The sequence below is a fragment of the Mycolicibacter engbaekii genome (assembly GCF_002101585.1).
Classification (GTDB): domain Bacteria; phylum Actinomycetota; class Actinomycetes; order Mycobacteriales; family Mycobacteriaceae; genus Mycobacterium; species Mycobacterium engbaekii.
This window is the reverse complement of record NZ_LQOT01000057.1, coordinates 13,415-31,574: the sequence shown is the minus strand read 5'-3', so window position 1 is coordinate 31,574 and position 18,160 is coordinate 13,415. Positions and strand designations below refer to the sequence as shown.

Sequence of the window (18,160 nt, the reverse complement as noted above, 5' to 3'; positions counted from 1 at the left end):
GTAGGTGCCGGGAAAACATGCAGCTAGAGCCGGTATCAGGGACCGGGCGGGCGCCAAGCCGCGCCCACGGCATGCGACGGCCCGATGCGTGCCGCGCCGCGCCCGCCTAGCATGGCCGCTGTGATGGTGCACGGGGGATTCCAGGGCTGTTGTTGCCGCAGCTGATGCTGCCGGCCCCTGTCGTTGATCCACCCCATCCGTTTCTGGAGTACTCACATGGTTACCGCTGAACCCATCGCACTGCGGCGCCCGGCGGCCCCGTCGCGCTCGCTGCGCCTGCCGGACCTGCTGCAGACCACCGACCTGGCCGCCGACGCGGTGCTGCAAGGCCGCTACAACCACCTGCTGCCAGCCGCCGGGCTGCCCGAAGACCACCGCTGGTTCGCCCGCATCCACGGCGATGAGCGGCTCGACATCTGGCTGATCAGCTGGGTTCCGGGCCACGCCACGGAACTGCACGACCACGGCGACTCGCTCGGCGCGCTGACCGTGCTCTCCGGGGCGCTGGATGAATTCCACTGGGCCGGCGATAAGTTGGCGCAACGGCGGCTTGCCGCCGGAGACCAGGCGGCGTTCACCCGCGGCTGGGTGCACGACGTCGTCTGGGCGCCCCCGCCGCCGGCTCCGCTCGAGCCGGCCGCCCCGACGCTGAGCGTGCACGCCTACTCGCCGCCCCTGGTGCAGATGTCCTACTACGACGTCGCGCCCGACAACACCCTGCGCCGGCAGCGCACCGAACTCACCGAACACCCGGAAGCGTCATGAGCACCACCCAGGTGAGCAGTCGCATCGACCGCGTGCTCGAGGCCGCCCGCGCCCGGCTGCACCGGATCACCGCGGCCGAGGTGCCCGCCGAGCTGTGGGCCGGCGGCTACCTCGTCGACATCCGGCCGGCCGCGCAGCGCGCCCGGGAGGGTGAGGTGCCCGGCGCCCTGGTGATCGAACGCAACGTGCTGGAGTGGCGCTGCGACCCGACGAGCGATGCGCGGCTGCCGCAGGCGGTCGACGACGACGTGCGGTGGAACATCCTGTGCTCGCAGGGCTACACCTCGAGTCTGGCCGCGGCCGCATTACTGGATCTGGGCCTGCACCGTGCCACCGATGTCGTCGGCGGCTACCAGGCCCTGGCCGCCGCCGGGCAGTTGGTGCGGCCCGCCGACGAGTTAGGTATTGGCGCGCAGCAGGGGGCGGAGCCGTTCGGTTTTGTCGGGAGTCCACGCCGCTGGATGTAATATCGCCGCCCACGCATCGGCGATATCGGCGACATAGCTGTGCCCGTGCCCGGCGGGAACGTGGATAGCCACCGCCATATCGGCGGAGACCTGCAGAAACGTCACGATCGGGGTCCAGTGCACCTGCGGCAGCACGTCGTAGCCGCGGGGCTCTTTGAGCCAGTCCGGCCGTTTGTACAGCAGGTCGGGATGCCACCAGGCGATCGGGTCGGAGGCGTGCTGCAGATACACCACCCGCGGTGAATCCGTCGACCACGGTCCGGGCCGGTCCAGATCTTGCGGTCGAGCGACGAAGCGCACGGCCGCGCCGTCGTGGTAGATCGGCAGCCATTGCGGCGATCCCGCATCGCGGTTGACGGTCAGGTCCTTCCAGATGGTGTTCTGAAAGGTCGGCCCGGTGAACAGTGCGCCGTCGGTACGGGCCAGCACGTTGTTCAGGCTCATGAAGGAGGCCTCGGCGCCGAACGAGCCCAGGCTCTCGCCGAACACCACCAGCTTGGGCCGACGGTTCTCCGGCAGGGCCCGCACCTTCTTGTCGACGGCCTCGAACAGGGCCTGGCCGGCCTGACGGGCATTCTCCCGGTCCACCAGAAACGACAGCCAGCTGGGCAGGAACGAATACTGCATGCTCACCGTGGCGATGTCGCCGTTGTACATGTATTCCAGGGCAGTGGCCTGCGCTTCGTTGATCCAGCCGGTGCCGGTGGTGGTGGCCACCGCCACCACGGCGCGGGCCAGGCCGCCGGTGCGGGCCAGTTCGGCGGCCGCCAGCTCCGCGGTCGCCTTGATCCCGTCGGCGGAGTTCAGGCCGGCGTACGCCCGGATCGGTTCGGCGGCCGGTGCACCGTTGAACGCGCTGAGCTGGGCCACGGTCGGCCCACTGGCCACGAAGATGCGGCCCTGATGGCCCAGCGACTCCCAGGACACCAGCGACTCCGGCCCGCCGGAGCGCAACCGCGTCGACGGCGCCGCCCGGTCCGGGCTGGTCTCCTCGTTGACCGCCCCGAAGGTGCTGTTCATGGCGTTCATTGCCGCTTTGACCACCACGCCGTTGAGCACCGCCAAGAACAGTGCCATCAGCAACGACACCGCGACCACCGCCGAAACCCGGGGCGGCGCGACGCGCTCGAGCTGGCGCATCAGAAAGCGGATCAGCATTCTGACCAGCTGGCCGATCTCGACCAGAACGAACAGCGTCACCACCGCTATCGCGCCGGCCTGCGGGTAGTTGTACCAGGTCAGCCGCGGCACACCCATCAGGTCGCGCATCTGGTCCTGCCAGCCGTGGATCGTCCACACCACCCAGATGTGCACGACCGTGGCGGTGGGCACCAGCACCAGCCAGGCCCACCGCGGCGGCGGGGGACTGGTGTCCTTGGAGGCCATGAAGCGCACCAACCAGACACTGAAGACCCCCAGCGCGTAGCCGACAGCGCCTGAGCCGCCGCTGACCAGACCCTGGAAGAGCGGCCCGCGGGGCAGCAGCGACGGCGTCAGCGACAACCACAGGAAGACCAGGCCGACGACGGTGCCGGTGAACGTGTAATGCCGGGCCCACCACGGCGGGCGCGCCGGCACTACCGCGGTCGTGGTGGCCGGCGCGCTCATCGCAGAATTATCAGCGGTGGGTGAAGTTCGGCGGGCGCTTCTCGGTGAACGCCGCCATGCCCTCGGTCTGGTCATCGGTGGCGAACGCCGAGTGGAACAGCCTGCGCTCGTAGAGCAGCCCCTCGGCCAGGGTGGACTCGAAGGCCCGGTTCACCGCTTCCTTGGCCATCCGGGCGGCCGACAGGCTCATCCCGGCGATGGTGGCGGCGACCTTGCCCGCCTCGGCCAGCAGGTCGTCGGCCGGCACGACGCGTGACACCAGCCCGGAGCGTTCGGCTTCGGCGGCGTCGATGGTGCGGCCGGTCAGGATCAGATCCATCGCCTTGGCCTTGCCGATGGCCCGGGTCAGTCGCTGCGAGCCGCCCATGCCGGGCAGCACACCCAGCTTGATCTCCGGCTGGCCGAACTTCGCGGTGTCCGCGGCGATCACCAGGTCGCACATCATCGCCAGTTCGCAGCCGCCGCCCAGGGCGTGCCCGGCCACCGCGGCGATGGTGGGGGTGCGCACCGCGGCCAGCTTGGACCAGGCCGCGAAGAAGTCGGCGGCGAACACGTCGGCGAAGCTCAGGTCGGCCATCTCTTTGATGTCCGCGCCGGCGGCGAACGCCTTGGCGCTGCCGGTGATGATGATCGCCCCGATGCCCGGGTCGGCGTCGAAAGCCGCGGCGGCGGTGGTGACTTCATGCATCACCTGGCTGTTGAGGGCGTTGAGCGCCTGCGGCCGGTTCAAGGTGATGGTCCCGACGCGGCCGTCGCGGTCGACGAGGATGGTCTCGTAGGTCTGCGCTGTCACGGTGGCTCCTTACAGGGGTGGGTTAGAAGGTCAGGTCGGGGTCGGCGGAGACGAAGTAGGCGTCGATGTCGGCGGCGGTCACCTCGGCCAGGGTGGCCGGTGCCCACTGCGGATTGCGGTCCTTGTCGACCAGCTGGGCGCGGATGCCCTCCACCAGGTCGTGGGTGCGCAGCGACGCGCACGACACCCGGAACTCCTGGATCAGCACCTCTTCCAGGCTGGCGAGCCGGCCCGCCCGGCGCACCGCCTCCAGCGTCACCGCGCACGCCACCGGAGACCGGGTTCCGATCAGCTCGGCGGCGGCGTTGGCGTCGGGGCTGGCGTGGCCGGCCAGTGCTTCCACGATCTCGGCGACGGTGTCGTGGGCGTAGCACTCGTCGATCCAGTCGCGCTGCGCGGCAAGCTGACTGGCCGGTGGCTCGATGGCGTATGCGGCCAGGGCGCTGTCCACCCCGTCGGCGACGATCGCCGCGGTGAAGGACTCCAGCTGCGCATGGGGCACATAGTGGTCGGCGAAGCCCAGGGCGATGGCGTCCGGCCCGGAAAACGGCGCCCCGGTCAGCGCAGCGTGCAGGCCGAGCAGGCCGGGAGCACGCGAGAGCAGATAGGTGCCGCCGACGTCCGGGATGAATCCGATACCGACTTCGGGCATCGCCAACTTGGTGGTGTCGGTGACGATCCGGGTGTTGGCGTGTGCCCCGACGCCGACGCCGCCGCCCATCACGATGCCGTCCATGATCGATACGTACGGCTTGGGGAAGCTGCCGATCTGCGCGTTGAGCAGGTACTCGTCGTACCAGAACTTCCGCGCCTGGGCGCCGTCGGCTTTGGCGCTGTGGTAGATCGCCACCACATCGCCGCCGGCACACAGACCGCGCTCGCCGGCCCCGCTGAGCACCACCGCGGTCACCTCGGGATCATCGGCCCACGCGGTCAGTGCCGTGGTCATCGCGGTCACCATCGGCAGCGTCAGGGAGTTGATCGCCTTCGGGCGGTTGAGCGTCAGCAGACCGACGCCGTTGTCGACCCGGGTCAGGACCTCGTCAGATTCGCCTGTCACGCCTTCGCAATGTAGATCCCTAGGCGCGGCCGCTGCTGCGCGGGTAAGGTTTGGCCTGAGAACGGCTGGTTAGTCCGTTCGGGAACCCCAGCGGGTCGGGAAACGTTGACTCAGTATTCGTAACCCTTCGCTTTACAGCATGAAGAGAGGATCGGGACGGTGCGGGAGACCAGCAACCCGGTATTTCGTTCGTTGCCCAAACAACAGGGCGGCTACGCGCAGTTCGGCACCGGTATGGCCGGTGCCACCCAGCAGATGGGCCAGACCTACCAGGTCGACCCGTCGCTGGCCTACCAGCGGGAAGTCGTCACTCGCCCGCTGACCATCGACGATGTCGTCACCAAGACCGGCATCACGCTCGGCGTGCTGAGCCTGTCGGCCATCGTCTCATTCTTCCTGGTGGCCTCCAACCAGGCGCTGGCCGGCCCGCTGACCTTCGTCGGCGCCTTCGGTGGTCTGGCCATGGTCATGATCGCCATGTTCGCCCGCAAGCAGGACAGCAAGGCCCTGGTGCTGAGCTACGCGGTGCTCGAGGGCATGTTCCTGGGCGCCATCTCCTTCGTGCTGACCGCGGTCACCGTCGGAACCAGTAACGCCGGCTCGTTGATCGGCCAGGCCGTGATGGGCACGCTCGGCGTGTTCGGCGGCATGCTCGTGGTCTACAAGACCGGCGCCATTCGGGTCACCCCGAAGTTCACCCGGATGATGGTGGGCGCCATCTTCGGCGTGCTGGCCCTGATGATCGGCAACCTGGTGCTGTCGCTGTTCGGCGTCGGCGGCGGTGAGGGCCTGGGCCTGCGCAGCGGCGGAACCCTGTCCATCGTGTTCTCCCTGGTCTGCATCGGTATCGCGGCGTTCAGCTTCCTGATCGACTTCGACGCGGCCGACCAACTGATTCGCGCCGGCGCGCCGGAGAAGGCCGCGTGGGGTATCGCCCTGGGCCTGACCGTCACCCTGGTGTGGCTGTACCTGGAGATCCTGCGGCTGCTCAGCTACTTCCAGAGCGAGTGACCCTCTAGCTCCACCCGTTGACTCTGCGCTGACCAGGCAAGCTACTCGCACTTTTGCCTGGTACGCGCAGAGTCAACTGCTATCTGGGGACCTGTCGGAGCGCGCTGGCAGCATGCCGGCATGGCAGGCGAACCATTCCTCGGCAGCGAGGCACTGGCCGCCGGTGCGGTCACCTGGCATGAGCTCGCCACGTACTACACGGCGCTCATGCCGAACGTGTACCTGGACAAACACGTCACGCCCACGCTGCGCAGACGTACCCGCGCCGCATGGCTGTGGACCCATCGACAGGGCGTCGTCAGCGGTCTGGCCGCATCGGCGCTACACGGCTCCGGCTGGATCGACGAGCAGGCACCGGTTGAACTGATCTGGTGCAACGCCAGGGCGCCGAGCGGCGTCAAGACCCGGGCAGACCTGCTCCTGGCCGGCGAGACGCAGTTGTGCGACGGGCTGCCGGTCACCACGGTGGAGCGCACCGCGTTCGATCTGGGCCGGCGCGGGCCCCTGCGTCAGGCGGTCGCCAGACTCGACGCGCTGGCCCATGCCACGCATTTCAAGACCGACGACGTGGCCCGGCTGGCGGCGCGGCATCGTCATACCCGAGGCCTGCGCCAACTGGAAGCCGCCCTCTACCTCGCCGACGCCGGGGCGCAGTCACCGAAAGAGACCTGGCTGCGGCTGCTGCTCGTCGACGCCGGGTTCCCGCGGCCGGTGACCCAGATCCCCGTCTTCGAGGACGGCTATCCGCGGTACTTCCTCGACATGGGGTGGGAGGACATCATGCTCGCGGTCGAATACGACGGCGACCAGCACCGCACCAGCCGCCCGCAGTTCGTCAAGGACGTCGAGCGCCTGGAAAACCTCCGCGACGCCGGCTGGACCCACATCACGGTGCTCGCCGAACACCGGAGTCACGACGTGATCCGCCGGGTCAGAAGTGCCTGGGATGCCCTACAACGCCGTTGACTCTGCGCTCACCAGGCGAGCTACTCGCACTTTTGCCTGGTAGGCGCAGAGTCAACGGGAAAACGGGTCAGGAGAGGCGCTCGACCACCATGGCCATGCCCTGGCCGCCGCCCACACACATGGTCTCCACGCCGAACTGCTTGTCGTGGGTGGCGAGGTTGTTCAGCAGGGTGGCGGTGATCCGGGCGCCGGTCATACCGAACGGGTGGCCCAGGGCGATCGCCCCGCCGGACACGTTCAGCTTGTCCTCGTCGATGCCCAGCTCGCGGGCCGAGCCGAGCACCTGCACCGCGAACGCCTCGTTGATCTCGAACAGGTCGATGTCGGAGATCGACAACTTGGCGTTCGCCAGTGCCTTCTTGACGGCCTCGATCGGGCCCAGACCCATGATCTCCGGCGACAGACCCGACACCCCGGTGGACACGATCCGGGCCAGCGGCTTCAGCCCCAGCTCCTTGGCCTTGGTGTCGCTGGTGATGATCACGGCGGCCGCACCGTCGTTCAGCGGGCACGCGTTGCCGGCGGTGATCGTGCCATTCGGCCGGAACACCGGCTTGAGCTGGCTGATCTTCTCGTAGGTGGTGCCGGCGCGCGGGCCGTCATCCGTGCTCACCACGGTGCCGTCGGGCAGGGTGACCGGCGAGATCTCGCGGGCGAAGAAGCCACTCTTGATGGCCTCCTCGGCGCGGTTCTGACTGCGCACACCCCAGTGGTCCTGGTCCTCACGGCTGATCCCGGTGTGCAGCACCACGTTCTCGGCGGTCTGGCCCATCGCGATGTAGACGTCGGGCAGCAGGCCGTCGTTCCGCGGGTCGTGCCACTCGGTGGCACCGGCCGCGGCGGCCTCCGAGCGGGCCTGGGCGTCGGCGAACAGCGGGTTCTTGCTGTTGGGGGCGCCGTCGGCGGCACCGATGGGGAACTGCGAAACGGTCTCGACACCGGCGGAGATGAACGCGTCGCCCTCGCCGGCCTTGATCGCGTGGAACGCCATCCGGGTGGTCTGCAGCGACGACGAGCAGTACCGGTTCACCGTGGTGCCCGGCAGGAAGTCGTAGCCGAGCAGCACCGAGACGACGCGGCCGATGTTGTAGCCGGAGGCGCCGCCGGGCTGGCCGCAGCCCATCATCAGGTCGTCGATCTCGCGCGGGTCCAGGGCGGGCACCTTGTCCAGGGCGGCGCGCACCATCTGGGCGGCCAGGTCGTCGGGCCGCATGGTGACCAGGGAGCCCTTACCGGCCCGGCCGATGGGCGAACGCGCAGTGGAGACGATGACAGCTTCGGGCACGGGGACTCCTTGAGATCGGGTTTTCAACAGCCGAATCTAGTCCGAGGAGGCCACCGCGCGGGAGTCGGGCCGGTACAGGGCGCCGCACAGTGCGGGGATCATCTGTGTGGCGGCCAGCGCGTATCCGGCTGCCGACGGGTGGTACTGATCGCGGGCGAACAGCGGCTCGCGAGCCTGGCGGAACTCCCGGAGATCGACGAAAGGCACCGTGATGCCGCCGGCGGCCTTGACCGCGTGGGCCTGAGCCCGCGCCAGCCGCCGGGCCCGGGTATGGGCGACCCAGCGCAACGGCTGGGGGATCGCACTGACCACACCGAGGTCCGGACAGGTGGCGACGATCACCGCCGCACCGCTGGCGCGCAGCCGCTTGACCACCGCGTGCAGCCGCTGCGCCGAGCCGCCGATGCCGTGCAGGGCGGTGACGTCGTTGGCCCCGATCATGATCACGGCCGCGTCCGGTGGCGGACCCGCGACGAACATCGCGTCGACCTGGCCGCCCAGCCCCTTGGTGGTGGCACCGACAATCGCCTTGGTGCTCAACCGGATTCGCGATCCGGTGTGTTCTGCCAAGGCTCTGGCGATCAGCGCTCCGGGAACCTCGTCCGCTGACAGGCAGCCGTAGCCGGTGGCGGTCGAGTCGCCGAAGATCATCAGGTGCAGATCCACGCTCATGCCGCGCTGGAACCGCTCGGCCGGCCCACCGCCGGCGGCGTAGACGCCGTCCGCGTAGGGCGGGATGCCCCAGGCCCGGGGAATGATCTGGCGCGCCCGGTCGGCCTGCCCGGCCAGGAGTCCGCGCACGCCCAGGTACAGCGTGCCGCTGGAGGCGATAGCGCCGGCGGTCACCAGCGTGACCGCCGAGCGACGCGGTGCCCGGAACTGCATGCCCGCAATTTTAGGGAGCCGGCGCGCCGATTGCCCCTGAGCAGCAAACAAGAGATGGTCACGAAGCGGACCCGATGCCGTATCGGAACGAATCCTAAGATTTCTTCACAATTTTTGGCGTGTGACGATACTTGCAACCGCGTTGGCCGAGCCGGCCCGGCCGGCTGGAGGGAGTGTCCGCCATGACCGCACCCGAGATAATCCCCAGCTCGCCCCGTCTTCGCTCCCGCCTGTACCCCGGCCCGCGGCGCCCCCGGTACGGCCGCCATGACGGGCTGCCCGTCGAGGTGGTCGAGGAGTCCACCAGTGTCGAAGGCCGCCTGGCGTGGCTGGCCGCCCGCGCCACCATTCGCCCGGTCCTCTCGGTCGGCAGCTACCTCCCGGGGATGCCGTGGCCGTTCGGGTTGCTCGACGTCGCCGCCAAGGCGGTGCTGCCCGTGCCGGGCACCGTCCGCGCCGCCATCCGGCTGCCGCGCTGCAAAGCCCAACTGGTGCGGGCCGCCGGCGTGCTGCCGGCCGACGGCACCCGCCGGGTGGTGCTCTACATGCACGGCGGCGCCTTCCTGACCTGTGGCGCCAACACGCACGGCCGGCTGGTCACCAAGCTGTCGGAGTACGCCGACAGTCCGGTCCTGGTGGTGGAGTACCGGATGATTCCCAAGCACTCCATCGCCGACGCGGTCGACGACTGCTACGACGGCTACCGCTGGTTGCGCCGTCAGGGTTACGAACCGGACCAGATCGTGCTGGCCGGCGACTCGGCCGGGGGCTATCTGTCGCTGGCGCTGGCCCTGCGACTGCTCGACGAGGACGACGACGAAGTCCCGGCCGCCATCGTCGCGATGTCGCCGCTGCTGGAGATCGCCAAGGAGGCCAAGAAGGCGCACCCCAACATTCACACCGGTGCGATGTTCCCGCCCAAGGCATTTGACGCTCTGGTGGAACTGGTCGAGGCCGCGGCGCGGCGTGACCGCGTGCACGGCAGCGACGTGCTCGAGCCGCTGCAACACGTCCGGCCCGGACTTCCGCGCACCCTGATTCACGTCTCCGGTTCGGAGGTACTGCTGCACGACGCCCAGTTGGGTGCCAAGGTGCTCGCGGCCGCCGGTATCCCGGTGGAGTTGCGGATCTGGCCGGGTCAGATCCACGTCTTCCAGATCGCCGCGCCCTTCGTACCCGAGGCCACCCGCTCGTTGCGGCAGATCGGTGAATACATCCGCGAGGCCACCGGCTGACCCGTCCGGCCGGAGAACCTGAGACGATGGCAGGTATGCGGATAGCGCGCCACATCAGTGAACTCATCGGCAACACCCCGCTGGTCGAGCTGAATTCGATCGTCCCCGAGGGGGCCGGCCGAATAGTGGCCAAGGTCGAGTACCTCAACCCGGGAGCCAGCTCCAAGGACCGCATCGCGGTCAAGATGATCGACGCCGCCGAGGCCAGCGGTGCGCTCAAACCGGGCGGCACCATCGTCGAGCCGACATCGGGCAACACCGGTGTGGGCCTGGCGCTGGTCGCCCAGCGCCGCGGCTACAAGTGCGTGTTCGTCTGCCCGGACAAGGTCAGCGAGGACAAACAGAATGTGTTGCGCGCCTACGGCGCCGAGGTGGTGGTGTGTCCGACGGCGGTGCCGCCGGACGACCCGGCCAGCTATTACAGCGTGTCCAACCGGCTCGTCGAGGAGATCGACGGCGCCTGGAAACCGGACCAGTACTCCAACCCGGCCGGGCCCGCCAGCCACTACGAGACCACCGGCCCGGAGATCTGGGCCGACACCGATGGCCAGGTCACCCATTTCGTCGCCGGAATCGGGACCGGCGGCACCATCACCGGCACCGGCAGCTACCTCAAAGAGGTCTCGGGCGGCCGGGTACAGGTGATCGGCGCAGACCCGGAAGGCTCGGTCTACTCCGGCGGTACGGGCCGGCCGTATCTGGTCGAAGGAGTGGGGGAGGACTTCTGGCCGGCCGCCTACGACCCGAGCATTCCGGACCGGATCATCGCGGTGTCCGACGCGGACTCGTTCGACATGACCCGGCGCCTGGCCCGGGAGGAGGCGTTGCTGGTCGGCGGCTCCTGCGGCATGGCCGTGGTGGCCGCGGTGGAGACCGCCGTCAAGGCCGGCCCGGAGTCCCTGGTGGTCGTTCTGCTGCCGGACGGCGGACGCGGGTACATGTCCAAGCTGTTCAACGACGCCTGGATGTCCTCCTACGGATTCCTGCGGTCCCGGCTGGACGGTTCGACCGTGCAGCCCACCGTCGCCGACGTGCTGCGGGCCAAGGCGGGGGTGCTGCCGGACCTGGTGCACACCCACCCGTCGGAGACGCTGCGCGACGCGATCGGCATCCTGCGCGAGTACGGCGTTTCGCAGATGCCCGTGGTGGGCGCCGAACCGCCGGTGATGGCCGGTGAGGTGGCCGGCAGCGTGTCCGAACGTGACTTGCTGTCGGCGGTGTTCGAGGGCCGCGCGAAGCTGGCCGACGCGGTGTCCAAGCACATGGGCCCGCCCCTGCCGCTGATCGGATCCGGCGAGGTCGTCGGTACCGCCGCCGCCATGCTCGCCGAAGTCGACGCGGTGATGGTGGTGCAGGACGGCAAGCCCGTGGGCGTTATAACACGCCACGATCTGCTGGGCTTCATGTCCGACGGGCCACGCCGCAGATAACGGCGTTGCGAACCCTGTCCTGCGGTAGCGTTTTACCCATTCACCGCCACGACCCGAGAGGGTAGAGATGACCGAATTCCCGCCGTCCCAGCCGGGCAACTACCCGCCCCCGTCCGGTGATGTCCCGCCGCCCGGCAACTACCCGCCGCCACCTCCGGGGAACTACCCCCCGCCGCCGCCCGGCTACGGCGCCTATTCGGGCGCGCCCGGCAACGCGGTCGGCCAGCTGCCGCAGGAGGCCTACACGTCCTGGCTGACCCGCGTGGGCGCCTACCTCATCGACTTTCTGCCGGTGCTGGTGCTCTACGGCATCCCGTCGATGATCGCCGAGACCACAGCAGACCGTGAATGCGTCAGCAGCTCCACGGGATTCGAGTGCACGGTCACGCCCTCGGGCACCGGTGCAACGCTGATGTTCCTGGGCTGGCTGGCGGCGCTCATCTTCGGCATCTGGAACTTCGGCTATCGGCAGGGCACCACCGGGTCGAGCATCGGCAAGTCGGTGCTGAAGTTCAAGGTGGTCTCCGAATCCACCGGTCAGCCGATCGGGTTCGGCATGTCACTGGTGCGCCAGTTGGCCCACGTGGTCGACAGCATCACCTTGGGGATCGGCTACCTGTTCCCGCTGTGGGATGGCAAGCGCCAGACCATCGCCGACAAGATCATGTCCACCGTCTGCCTGCCGATCCGGTGAACCCGAACAACCCACACTGCACTGCGGGCCTGTCCACCACGGCCGTCCACTCCGGATTCCGCCCCGACCCGGCGACCGGGGCGGTCAACGTACCGATCTACGCCAGCAGCACCTTCGCCCAGGACGGCGTGGGGGGCCTGCGCGGCGGGTTCGAGTACGCGCGCACCGGCAACCCGACCCGCGCCGCCCTGGAGACTGCGCTGGCCGCGGTGGAGCAGGGCCGGTTCGGCCGGGCGTTCGGTTCCGGGATGGCCGCCACGGACTGCGCGCTGCGCGCGATGCTGCGCCCCGGCGATCACCTGATCATTCCCGACGACGCCTACGGTGGCACCTTCCGGCTGATCGACAAGGTCTTCACCCAGTGGGGGGTGGCCTACACCCCGGTCGCCCTGTCGGATCTGGATGCGGTGCGGGCCGCGGTCACCGGCACCACCCGGCTCATCTGGGTGGAGACGCCCACCAATCCGCTGTTGTCGATCGCCGACATCGCCGGTATCGCCGCGATCGGCAAGGAAGCCGGCGCACGGGTCCTGGTGGACAACACCTTCGCCTCGCCGGCGTTGCAGCAGCCGCTGACCCTGGGCGCCGACGTGGTGCTGCACTCGACCACCAAGTACATCGGCGGGCACTCCGACGTGGTGGGCGGTGCGCTGGTCACCAGTGACGAAGAGCTCGACACGGCCTTCGCGTTCCTGCAGAACGGGGCGGGGGCCGTACCGGGTCCCTTCGACGCCTACCTGACCCTGCGCGGCCTGAAGACCCTGGTGCTGCGGATGCAGCGGCACAGCGAGAACGCCGCGGCGATCGCCGAATTCCTCAGCGGGCATCCCGCGGTGAGCCAGGTGCGCTACCCCGGACTGGCCGAGCACCCCGGCCACCGGGTCGCCGCGGCGCAGATGCGCGCTTTCGGGGGCATGGTGTCGGTCCGGATGCGCGGCGGCCGGGCGGCCGCCGAGAAGCTGTGCGCCGGAACCGAGATCTTCATCCTGGCCGAATCACTCGGCGGGGTGGAGTCGCTGATCGAACTGCCCGGCGCAATGACGCACGCGTCGACGGCAGGTTCGCAGCTGGAGGTTCCCGAAGACCTGGTGCGCCTGTCGGTGGGCATCGAGGACATCGACGACCTGATCGGCGACCTCAAGCAGGCGCTGGACTGACCCCGGTGCCGCCCGGGCTCAGGAGTGGTAGGGCTCCGCGCTGACCAAGGTCACCGTGACGGTCTTACCGCTGGGCACCGTGTAGCTGCGCTCCTCGCCCTCCTTGGCGCCCAGCAGGGCGTGCCCGAGCGGCGAGTTCGGCGAGTAGACCTCGAGCTTGTCGTCGCCGACACCCTCCTGGCGGGTGGCGATCAGGAAGGTCTCGGTGTCGCTCTTGTCGCCGTCGTAGTAGACCGTGACCACCGAGCCCGGCAGTGCCACACCGGATTGGGTGGGGGCCTCCCCGACCTTGGCGTTGTTGAGCAGCTCCTGCAACTGCCGGATACGGGCTTCCTGCTGGCCCTGCTCTTCACGCGCTGCGTGATAGCCGCCGTTCTCGCGCAGGTCCCCCTCTTCGCGGCGGTCGTTGATCTCCGCTGCGATCACCGGACGGTTCGCAATCAGCTGGTCGAGCTCCGCCTTGAGCCGATCGTGTGACTCCTGCGTCAGCCAGGTCACCTGAGTGTCCGTCATCTCACTGTGCTCCTTGTGTCGTCCGCGCCGATGGGCAGTGGGGCGACATCGTTGTCATGCAGCCTTCTAATGCAGCAATACACGGCTCCAGCTGGAACCGTGTATCCGAATAGGATACCACCGCAGCCTCAGGGCAAACGTAAATAATCAGGGACGTCGCTGCCGCAACCGTAGACGTCGCCCATGACAGGCGGCTGGGAAGATTTCACCGTCGTCGTCACCTGGACGGTCGCCGACTGCGACGGGGGAATGAGAATTTCGCGCCGGCCGGTCTCGCTGCCGTCGCTGGACCGGACCCGCACGATGCACGCCGCGGGCTGCGACGGGTCGGATCGAGTCACGCTGAACTTAACCGAGACGGTTTGGTCGTCGAGCACTTCATAGCCGTACAGGTCGCCCTTGACCTCGGCGGTGGCGAAGCGCTGGTAGCCCACCACGGCCAGGGCCGCGGCGGTCGCGATCGCCAGCGCACCGAGGGTAATCGCCAGCAGCCTGCGGGGCAGCGCGCTGCGCTGGGTATCCCGATAGCGGTCCGGCTTGGTGTCGGTCATCGTGAGGTAGGTCCCATGGTCGCCGATGGAGTCGGGAGTGGTTACCGCGCCCGCCTCCGGTGGTGGAACGATGGGGGCAGAAACCATCTGGAACTATAGGCGTCCGGTCTGGGCTTCCGGCAGGAGGAACCTGGAGGAAACGGGGAGTGCGCATGAGTGGACTGCGGCTGATGGCGGTGCACGCCCACCCCGACGACGAGTCCAGCAAAGGCGCGGCCACCCTGGCCCGCTACGCAGCCGCCGGGCACCGGGTGATGGTGGTGACGCTGACCGGCGGCGAGCGCGGCGACATCCTCAACCCCGCCATGGACCTGCCCGACGTGCACGGCCACATCGCCGAGATCCGGCGCGACGAGATGGCCAAGGCCGCCGAGATCCTCGGGGTGGAGCACCACTGGCTGGGTTTCGTCGACTCCGGCCTGCCCAAGGGCGACCCGCTGCCGCCCCTGCCCGAAGACTGCTTCGCGCTGGTCCCGTTGGAGGTCTCCACCGAAGCCCTGGTGCGTGCGGTGCGGCAGTTCCGCCCGCATGTGATGACGACCTACGACGAGAACGGCGGCTACCCGCACCCCGACCACATCCGGTGCCACCAGGTGTCGGTGGCCGCGTTCGAGGCCGCCGCGGACTACCGGCGCTACCCGCAGGCCGGTGATCCCTGGTCGGTGTCCAAGCTGTACTACAACCACGGGTTCCTGCGGCAGCGGATGCAGCTGCTGCAGGACGAGTTCGCCCGAAACGGCGAGGTCGGTCCGTTCGCCAAGTGGCTCAAGCACTGGCAGCCCGACCACGACGTGTTCGCCGAACGGGTGACCACCCGCGTCGAATGCGCCGACTACTTCGGTCAGCGTGACGACGCGCTGCGCGCGCACGCCACCCAGATCGACCCCAACGGCGACTTCTTCGCCGCTCCGATCGAGTGGCAGCAGCGACTGTGGCCCACGGAGGAGTTCGAGCTGGCCCGTTCCCGGGTGCCGGTTACGCTGCCGGAGACGGACCTGTTCGCCGGGATCGAGGACAACGGATGAACCACGCTGTGCTGACTGTGCTGTGGATTGTGGCCGAGGAGGCGCCCCGCGATACCGGGCCCGACTTCGGCAAGGCCAGCCCGTTCGGTCTGCTGGTCATCGTGCTGCTGATGCTCGGCACCTTCGGGCTGGTGTGGTCGATGAACCGGCAGCTCAAGAAGCTGCCCGAGTCCTTCGACCCCGAGCACCCGGACCCCGACCAGGCCGCCGACGAGGGGACCGTCGGCTCCGCGCCCTCCGGCGACGACACCTAAGCGCCGCCTCGACAAGGCTGCCCGGCGCCGGAGCCGGGATTAGCGTGGAGTCATGGCCAACCGTCTCGCCGGGTCCACCAGCCCCTACCTGCGTCAACACGCCGACAACCCGGTGGACTGGTGGGAGTGGACGCCCGAGGCGCTGGCGCAGGCCGCCGAACGCGACGTGCCGATTCTGCTGTCGGTCGGCTATGCGGCCTGCCACTGGTGTCACGTGATGGCGCACGGGTGCTTCGAGGACGCCGAGGTGGCCGCCGCGATGAACGCGGGTTTTGTGTGCATCAAGGTCGACCGCGAGGAACGCCCGGACATCGACGCGATCTACATGGCCGCCACCCAGGCGTTGACCGGCGCCGGCGGTTGGCCGATGACGTGTTTCCTGACTGCCGACGGCAGGCCGTTCTTCTGCGGCACGTACTACCCCAAAGATGCTTTCCTGAACCTGCTTTCGGCGGTCACCGCCACCTGGAACGAGCGCCGTGACGAAGTCGAGCAGGCCTCGACGAGCATCGCCGCCGAATTGCGCGCCATGGCAGCCCGGCTGCCCAGCGACGGCCCGCCCGTCGACGAGTCGCTGTGCGACGCCGCGGTGGGGACGCTGCTGCGCACCGAGGACACCGCGCACGGTGGATTCGGCGGCGCGCCGAAGTTCCCGCCGTCGGCGCTGCTGGAGTTCCTGCTGCGGCACTACGAGCGGACCGCGAGCCGGACTGCCCTCGAAGCGGTGGTCCGCGCCGGAACGGGGATGGCCCGCGGCGGGATCTATGACCAGCTGGCCGGCGGCTTCGCCCGCTACAGCGTCGACAACGCCTGGGTGGTACCGCATTTCGAGAAGATGCTGTACGACAACGCCTTGCTGCTGCGGGTCTACGCGCACTGGGCCCGGCGCACCGGCGACCCGCTGGCCATCCGGGTGACCGCGCAGACGGCCCAGTTCCTGCTCGAGGAACTGTCGCAGGACGCCATGTTCATCTCATCGTTGGACGCCGACGCCGCCGGCCAGGAGGGCCTGACCTATGTGTGGACCCCCGAGCAGCTGACCGAGGTCCTCGGCGCCGCTGACGGCCGGTGGGCGGCGGAGGTCTTCGGGGTCACACCGGACGGCACGTTCGAGGCCGGCACCTCCGTGCTGCGCCTGCCGGTAGACCCCGAGGACGGGCCGCGCGTCGACCGGGTGCGCCGCGAGCTGCTGGCCGCCCGGAGCACGCGGCCCCAACCCGGCCGGGACGGCAAGGTGGTCACCGCCTGGAACGGCCTGGCGATCACCGCCCTGACCGAGGCGGCGGTGGCGCTCGACGATCCGCGGCTGGTCGGTGCCGCCGGGGAATGCGCGGGCCGGCTGCTCGAGCTTCATCTGGTGGACGGCCGGCTGCGCCGGGCCAGTCTGGGCGGCCGGGTGGGGGACAGCCCCGCGATCCTGGAGGACTACGGCGCGCTGGCCGCCGGACTGCTCAGCGTCTACCAGTTCAGCGGTGCGCAGAACCTGCGCGATGCCGCACTCGGCCTGCTGGACACGGCGCTGGACCACTTCGCCGATCCGGAGTCGCCTGGGCGGTGGTTCGACACCGCCGATGACGCCGAAGCGCTCGTCGTGCGCCCCAGCGATCCGCTGGACGGGGCCACCCCGTCGGGTGCGGCGCTGGTCACCGAGGCGTTGCTGACCGCGTCCCTGGTAGCGGGCAGCCGCGCGCAGCGCTACGGCCAGGCCGCCGTCGACGCCCTGGCGGCGCACGGGGCACTGCTGGCGCGGGCACCGCGGGCAGCGGGCCACTGGCTGGCCGTGGCCGAGGCCTACCTGCGCGGTCCGTTGCAGATCGCGGTGGCGTGCCAGGGCCCGGACTCCGCGCTGCTGGCGCAGGCCCGCCGGCTGGCGCCCGGCGGTTCGGTGGTGGTCGGCGGCGCGGCCGGCTCCGGCGAGCTGCTGGTCGGGCGGGACCGGATCAACGGCGTCGACGCCGCCTATGTCTGTCGGGGCCCGGTGTGTGATCTGCCGGTGGTCAGCGCGGCGGAGTTGGCCGCGGCCCTTGCGGTTCCGTCGCATCCGGCATCCGTGTAACGTGCGGCACATGACGAGCGCACCGGACCGAACGCAGGCCATCACCGAGACCGTCCACCGCTACATCGAGCTGGTCGGCGGCGGCGGCGACGCCGATGCGCTGGTGGAGCTGTACGCGGCCGATGCCACCGTTGAGGACCCGGTGGGCGGCGAGGTGCACATCGGGCACCAGGCCATCCGCAACTTCTACTCGGCCATCACCGGGCTGCAGCGCGAGAGCGAGCTGGTCTCGCTGCGGGTCGCCGGTAACGAGGCCGCCTTCCACTTCGCGCTGACCATCACCAACGGCGACCACCGGATGCGCATCGAGCCCATCGACGTGATGGTGTTCGACGCCGACGGCAAGGTTTCCGGGATGAAGGCCTACTGGTCGGCGGAGAACATCACCCACCTGTAGCGGGGTTC

The 18,160-nt window shown here is 69.3% G+C and carries 19 protein-coding genes; 12 read left to right on the top strand and 7 right to left on the bottom strand.

What is annotated here, in order from left to right:
* Window positions 1-216 precede the first annotated feature (216 nt).
* Window positions 217-765, top strand: a complete 549-nt coding sequence (locus tag AWC02_RS15225; protein ID WP_085129585.1) for a cupin domain-containing protein — start codon at window positions 217-219, stop codon at window positions 763-765.
* Window positions 762-1,232 (top strand): rhodanese-like domain-containing protein, encoded by a 471-nt coding sequence (locus tag AWC02_RS15220; RefSeq protein WP_085129584.1) that lies wholly within the window; start codon window positions 762-764, stop codon window positions 1,230-1,232. The genes AWC02_RS15225 and AWC02_RS15220 overlap by 4 nt, the downstream gene beginning before the upstream one ends.
* On the opposite strand, the gene AWC02_RS15215 is transcribed toward AWC02_RS15220, so the two are convergent.
* From AWC02_RS15215 to AWC02_RS15205, 3 genes are read right to left on the bottom strand one after another with little or no spacing between them, the layout of a single operon-like run.
* On the bottom strand, window positions 1,164-2,840 hold the full coding sequence (locus AWC02_RS15215; protein WP_237160487.1) for an alpha/beta hydrolase: 1,677 nt from the start codon (window positions 2,838-2,840) through the stop codon (window positions 1,164-1,166). The two genes, AWC02_RS15220 and AWC02_RS15215, sit on opposite strands and share 69 nt — an antisense overlap.
* A 10-nt stretch (window positions 2,841-2,850) precedes the next feature.
* Window positions 2,851-3,633, bottom strand: coding sequence for an enoyl-CoA hydratase (locus AWC02_RS15210; RefSeq protein WP_085129582.1), 783 nt, complete (start codon window positions 3,631-3,633; stop codon window positions 2,851-2,853).
* 22 nt (window positions 3,634-3,655) lie between these two features.
* Window positions 3,656-4,693, bottom strand: a complete 1,038-nt coding sequence (locus AWC02_RS15205) for an enoyl-CoA hydratase/isomerase family protein (RefSeq protein ID WP_085129581.1) — start codon at window positions 4,691-4,693, stop codon at window positions 3,656-3,658.
* A gap of 159 nt (window positions 4,694-4,852) precedes the next feature.
* Here AWC02_RS15205 and AWC02_RS15200 point away from each other — a divergent pair, with 159 nt between their 5' ends.
* Both AWC02_RS15200 and AWC02_RS15195 read left to right on the top strand, forming a co-directional pair.
* Complete coding sequence (locus AWC02_RS15200; protein WP_085129580.1) at window positions 4,853-5,704, top strand: Bax inhibitor-1/YccA family protein; 852 nt, start codon at window positions 4,853-4,855, stop codon at window positions 5,702-5,704.
* 120 nt (window positions 5,705-5,824) lie between these two features.
* The gene (locus AWC02_RS15195; RefSeq protein ID WP_085129579.1) at window positions 5,825-6,670 is read left to right on the top strand and encodes a hypothetical protein; all 846 of its coding nucleotides are present in this window, start codon (window positions 5,825-5,827) and stop codon (window positions 6,668-6,670) included.
* A 67-nt stretch (window positions 6,671-6,737) separates the two neighbouring features.
* Here AWC02_RS15195 and AWC02_RS15190 read toward each other — a convergent pair whose 3' ends face one another.
* Window positions 6,738-7,955: an acetyl-CoA C-acetyltransferase gene (locus tag AWC02_RS15190; protein WP_085129578.1), complete on the bottom strand. Its 1,218-nt coding sequence runs from the start codon at window positions 7,953-7,955 to the stop codon at window positions 6,738-6,740.
* Between the two features lie 36 nt (window positions 7,956-7,991).
* Window positions 7,992-8,840 (bottom strand): SGNH/GDSL hydrolase family protein, encoded by an 849-nt coding sequence (locus tag AWC02_RS15185; protein ID WP_085129577.1) that lies wholly within the window; start codon window positions 8,838-8,840, stop codon window positions 7,992-7,994.
* 182 nt (window positions 8,841-9,022) lie between these two features.
* Here AWC02_RS15185 and AWC02_RS15180 point away from each other — a divergent pair, with 182 nt between their 5' ends.
* The 4 genes from AWC02_RS15180 (at window position 9,023) to AWC02_RS15165 (ending at window position 13,356) form a co-directional block, all read left to right on the top strand.
* Window positions 9,023-10,075, top strand: coding sequence for an alpha/beta hydrolase (locus tag AWC02_RS15180; RefSeq protein WP_085129576.1), 1,053 nt, complete (start codon window positions 9,023-9,025; stop codon window positions 10,073-10,075).
* 35 nt (window positions 10,076-10,110) lie between these two features.
* Window positions 10,111-11,505 (top strand): cystathionine beta-synthase, encoded by a 1,395-nt coding sequence (locus tag AWC02_RS15175; protein ID WP_085129575.1) that lies wholly within the window; start codon window positions 10,111-10,113, stop codon window positions 11,503-11,505.
* 67 nt (window positions 11,506-11,572) lie between these two features.
* Window positions 11,573-12,199 (top strand): RDD family protein, encoded by a 627-nt coding sequence (locus tag AWC02_RS15170; protein WP_085129574.1) that lies wholly within the window; start codon window positions 11,573-11,575, stop codon window positions 12,197-12,199.
* Entirely contained in the window at window positions 12,196-13,356 is a 1,161-nt protein-coding gene (locus AWC02_RS15165) for a cystathionine gamma-synthase (RefSeq protein WP_085129573.1), read from the top strand. Before AWC02_RS15170 ends, AWC02_RS15165 begins: the two co-directional genes overlap by 4 nt.
* A gap of 18 nt (window positions 13,357-13,374) precedes the next feature.
* Here the strand turns inward: AWC02_RS15165 and greA are convergent, their stop codons facing one another.
* Together greA and AWC02_RS15155 are read right to left on the bottom strand one after the other, a co-directional pair.
* Complete coding sequence (gene greA / locus AWC02_RS15160; RefSeq protein WP_046320629.1) at window positions 13,375-13,869, bottom strand: transcription elongation factor GreA; 495 nt, start codon at window positions 13,867-13,869, stop codon at window positions 13,375-13,377.
* A gap of 128 nt (window positions 13,870-13,997) precedes the next feature.
* Window positions 13,998-14,420, bottom strand: a complete 423-nt coding sequence (locus tag AWC02_RS15155) for a DUF4307 domain-containing protein (RefSeq protein WP_085129572.1) — start codon at window positions 14,418-14,420, stop codon at window positions 13,998-14,000.
* A gap of 152 nt (window positions 14,421-14,572) precedes the next feature.
* Between AWC02_RS15155 and mca the strand changes: the two genes are divergently transcribed.
* Genes mca through AWC02_RS15135 form a run of 4 tightly spaced genes read left to right on the top strand, consistent with a single transcriptional unit; the run spans window position 14,573 to window position 18,152 of the window.
* Complete coding sequence (mca, locus tag AWC02_RS15150) at window positions 14,573-15,445, top strand: mycothiol conjugate amidase Mca (protein WP_085129571.1); 873 nt, start codon at window positions 14,573-14,575, stop codon at window positions 15,443-15,445.
* Entirely contained in the window at window positions 15,442-15,699 is a 258-nt protein-coding gene (locus AWC02_RS15145) for a hypothetical protein (RefSeq protein WP_085129570.1), read from the top strand. The genes mca and AWC02_RS15145 overlap by 4 nt, the downstream gene beginning before the upstream one ends.
* A gap of 52 nt (window positions 15,700-15,751) precedes the next feature.
* A complete protein-coding gene (locus AWC02_RS15140; protein ID WP_085129569.1) occupies window positions 15,752-17,755 on the top strand; it encodes a thioredoxin domain-containing protein in 2,004 nt (667 codons plus the stop codon).
* A 10-nt stretch (window positions 17,756-17,765) separates the two neighbouring features.
* Complete coding sequence (locus tag AWC02_RS15135; protein ID WP_085129618.1) at window positions 17,766-18,152, top strand: nuclear transport factor 2 family protein; 387 nt, start codon at window positions 17,766-17,768, stop codon at window positions 18,150-18,152.
* The last annotated feature ends 8 nt before the right edge of the window (window positions 18,153-18,160 follow it).

What these genes read in the sequence shown, in the direction of transcription:
- AWC02_RS15180 (WP_085129576.1), top strand. Translation starts at nt 9,023, where the DNA reads ATGACCGCACCCGAGATAATCCCCAGCTCGCCCCGTCTTCGCTCCCGC.
- AWC02_RS15155 (WP_085129572.1), bottom strand. Translation starts at nt 14,420, where the DNA reads ATGACCGACACCAAGCCGGACCGCTATCGGGATACCCAGCGCAGCGCG.
- AWC02_RS15195 (WP_085129579.1), top strand. Translation starts at nt 5,825, where the DNA reads ATGGCAGGCGAACCATTCCTCGGCAGCGAGGCACTGGCCGCCGGTGCG.
- AWC02_RS15135 (WP_085129618.1), top strand. Translation starts at nt 17,766, where the DNA reads ATGACGAGCGCACCGGACCGAACGCAGGCCATCACCGAGACCGTCCAC.
- AWC02_RS15225 (WP_085129585.1), top strand. Translation starts at nt 217, where the DNA reads ATGGTTACCGCTGAACCCATCGCACTGCGGCGCCCGGCGGCCCCGTCG.
- AWC02_RS15185 (WP_085129577.1), bottom strand. Translation starts at nt 8,840, where the DNA reads ATGCAGTTCCGGGCACCGCGTCGCTCGGCGGTCACGCTGGTGACCGCC.
- greA (WP_046320629.1), bottom strand. Translation starts at nt 13,869, where the DNA reads ATGACGGACACTCAGGTGACCTGGCTGACGCAGGAGTCACACGATCGG.
- AWC02_RS15145 (WP_085129570.1), top strand. Translation starts at nt 15,442, where the DNA reads ATGAACCACGCTGTGCTGACTGTGCTGTGGATTGTGGCCGAGGAGGCG.
- AWC02_RS15175 (WP_085129575.1), top strand. Translation starts at nt 10,111, where the DNA reads ATGCGGATAGCGCGCCACATCAGTGAACTCATCGGCAACACCCCGCTG.
- AWC02_RS15220 (WP_085129584.1), top strand. Translation starts at nt 762, where the DNA reads ATGAGCACCACCCAGGTGAGCAGTCGCATCGACCGCGTGCTCGAGGCC.
- AWC02_RS15215 (WP_237160487.1), bottom strand. Translation starts at nt 2,840, where the DNA reads ATGAGCGCGCCGGCCACCACGACCGCGGTAGTGCCGGCGCGCCCGCCG.
- mca (WP_085129571.1), top strand. Translation starts at nt 14,573, where the DNA reads ATGAGTGGACTGCGGCTGATGGCGGTGCACGCCCACCCCGACGACGAG.
- AWC02_RS15170 (WP_085129574.1), top strand. Translation starts at nt 11,573, where the DNA reads ATGACCGAATTCCCGCCGTCCCAGCCGGGCAACTACCCGCCCCCGTCC.
- AWC02_RS15140 (WP_085129569.1), top strand. Translation starts at nt 15,752, where the DNA reads ATGGCCAACCGTCTCGCCGGGTCCACCAGCCCCTACCTGCGTCAACAC.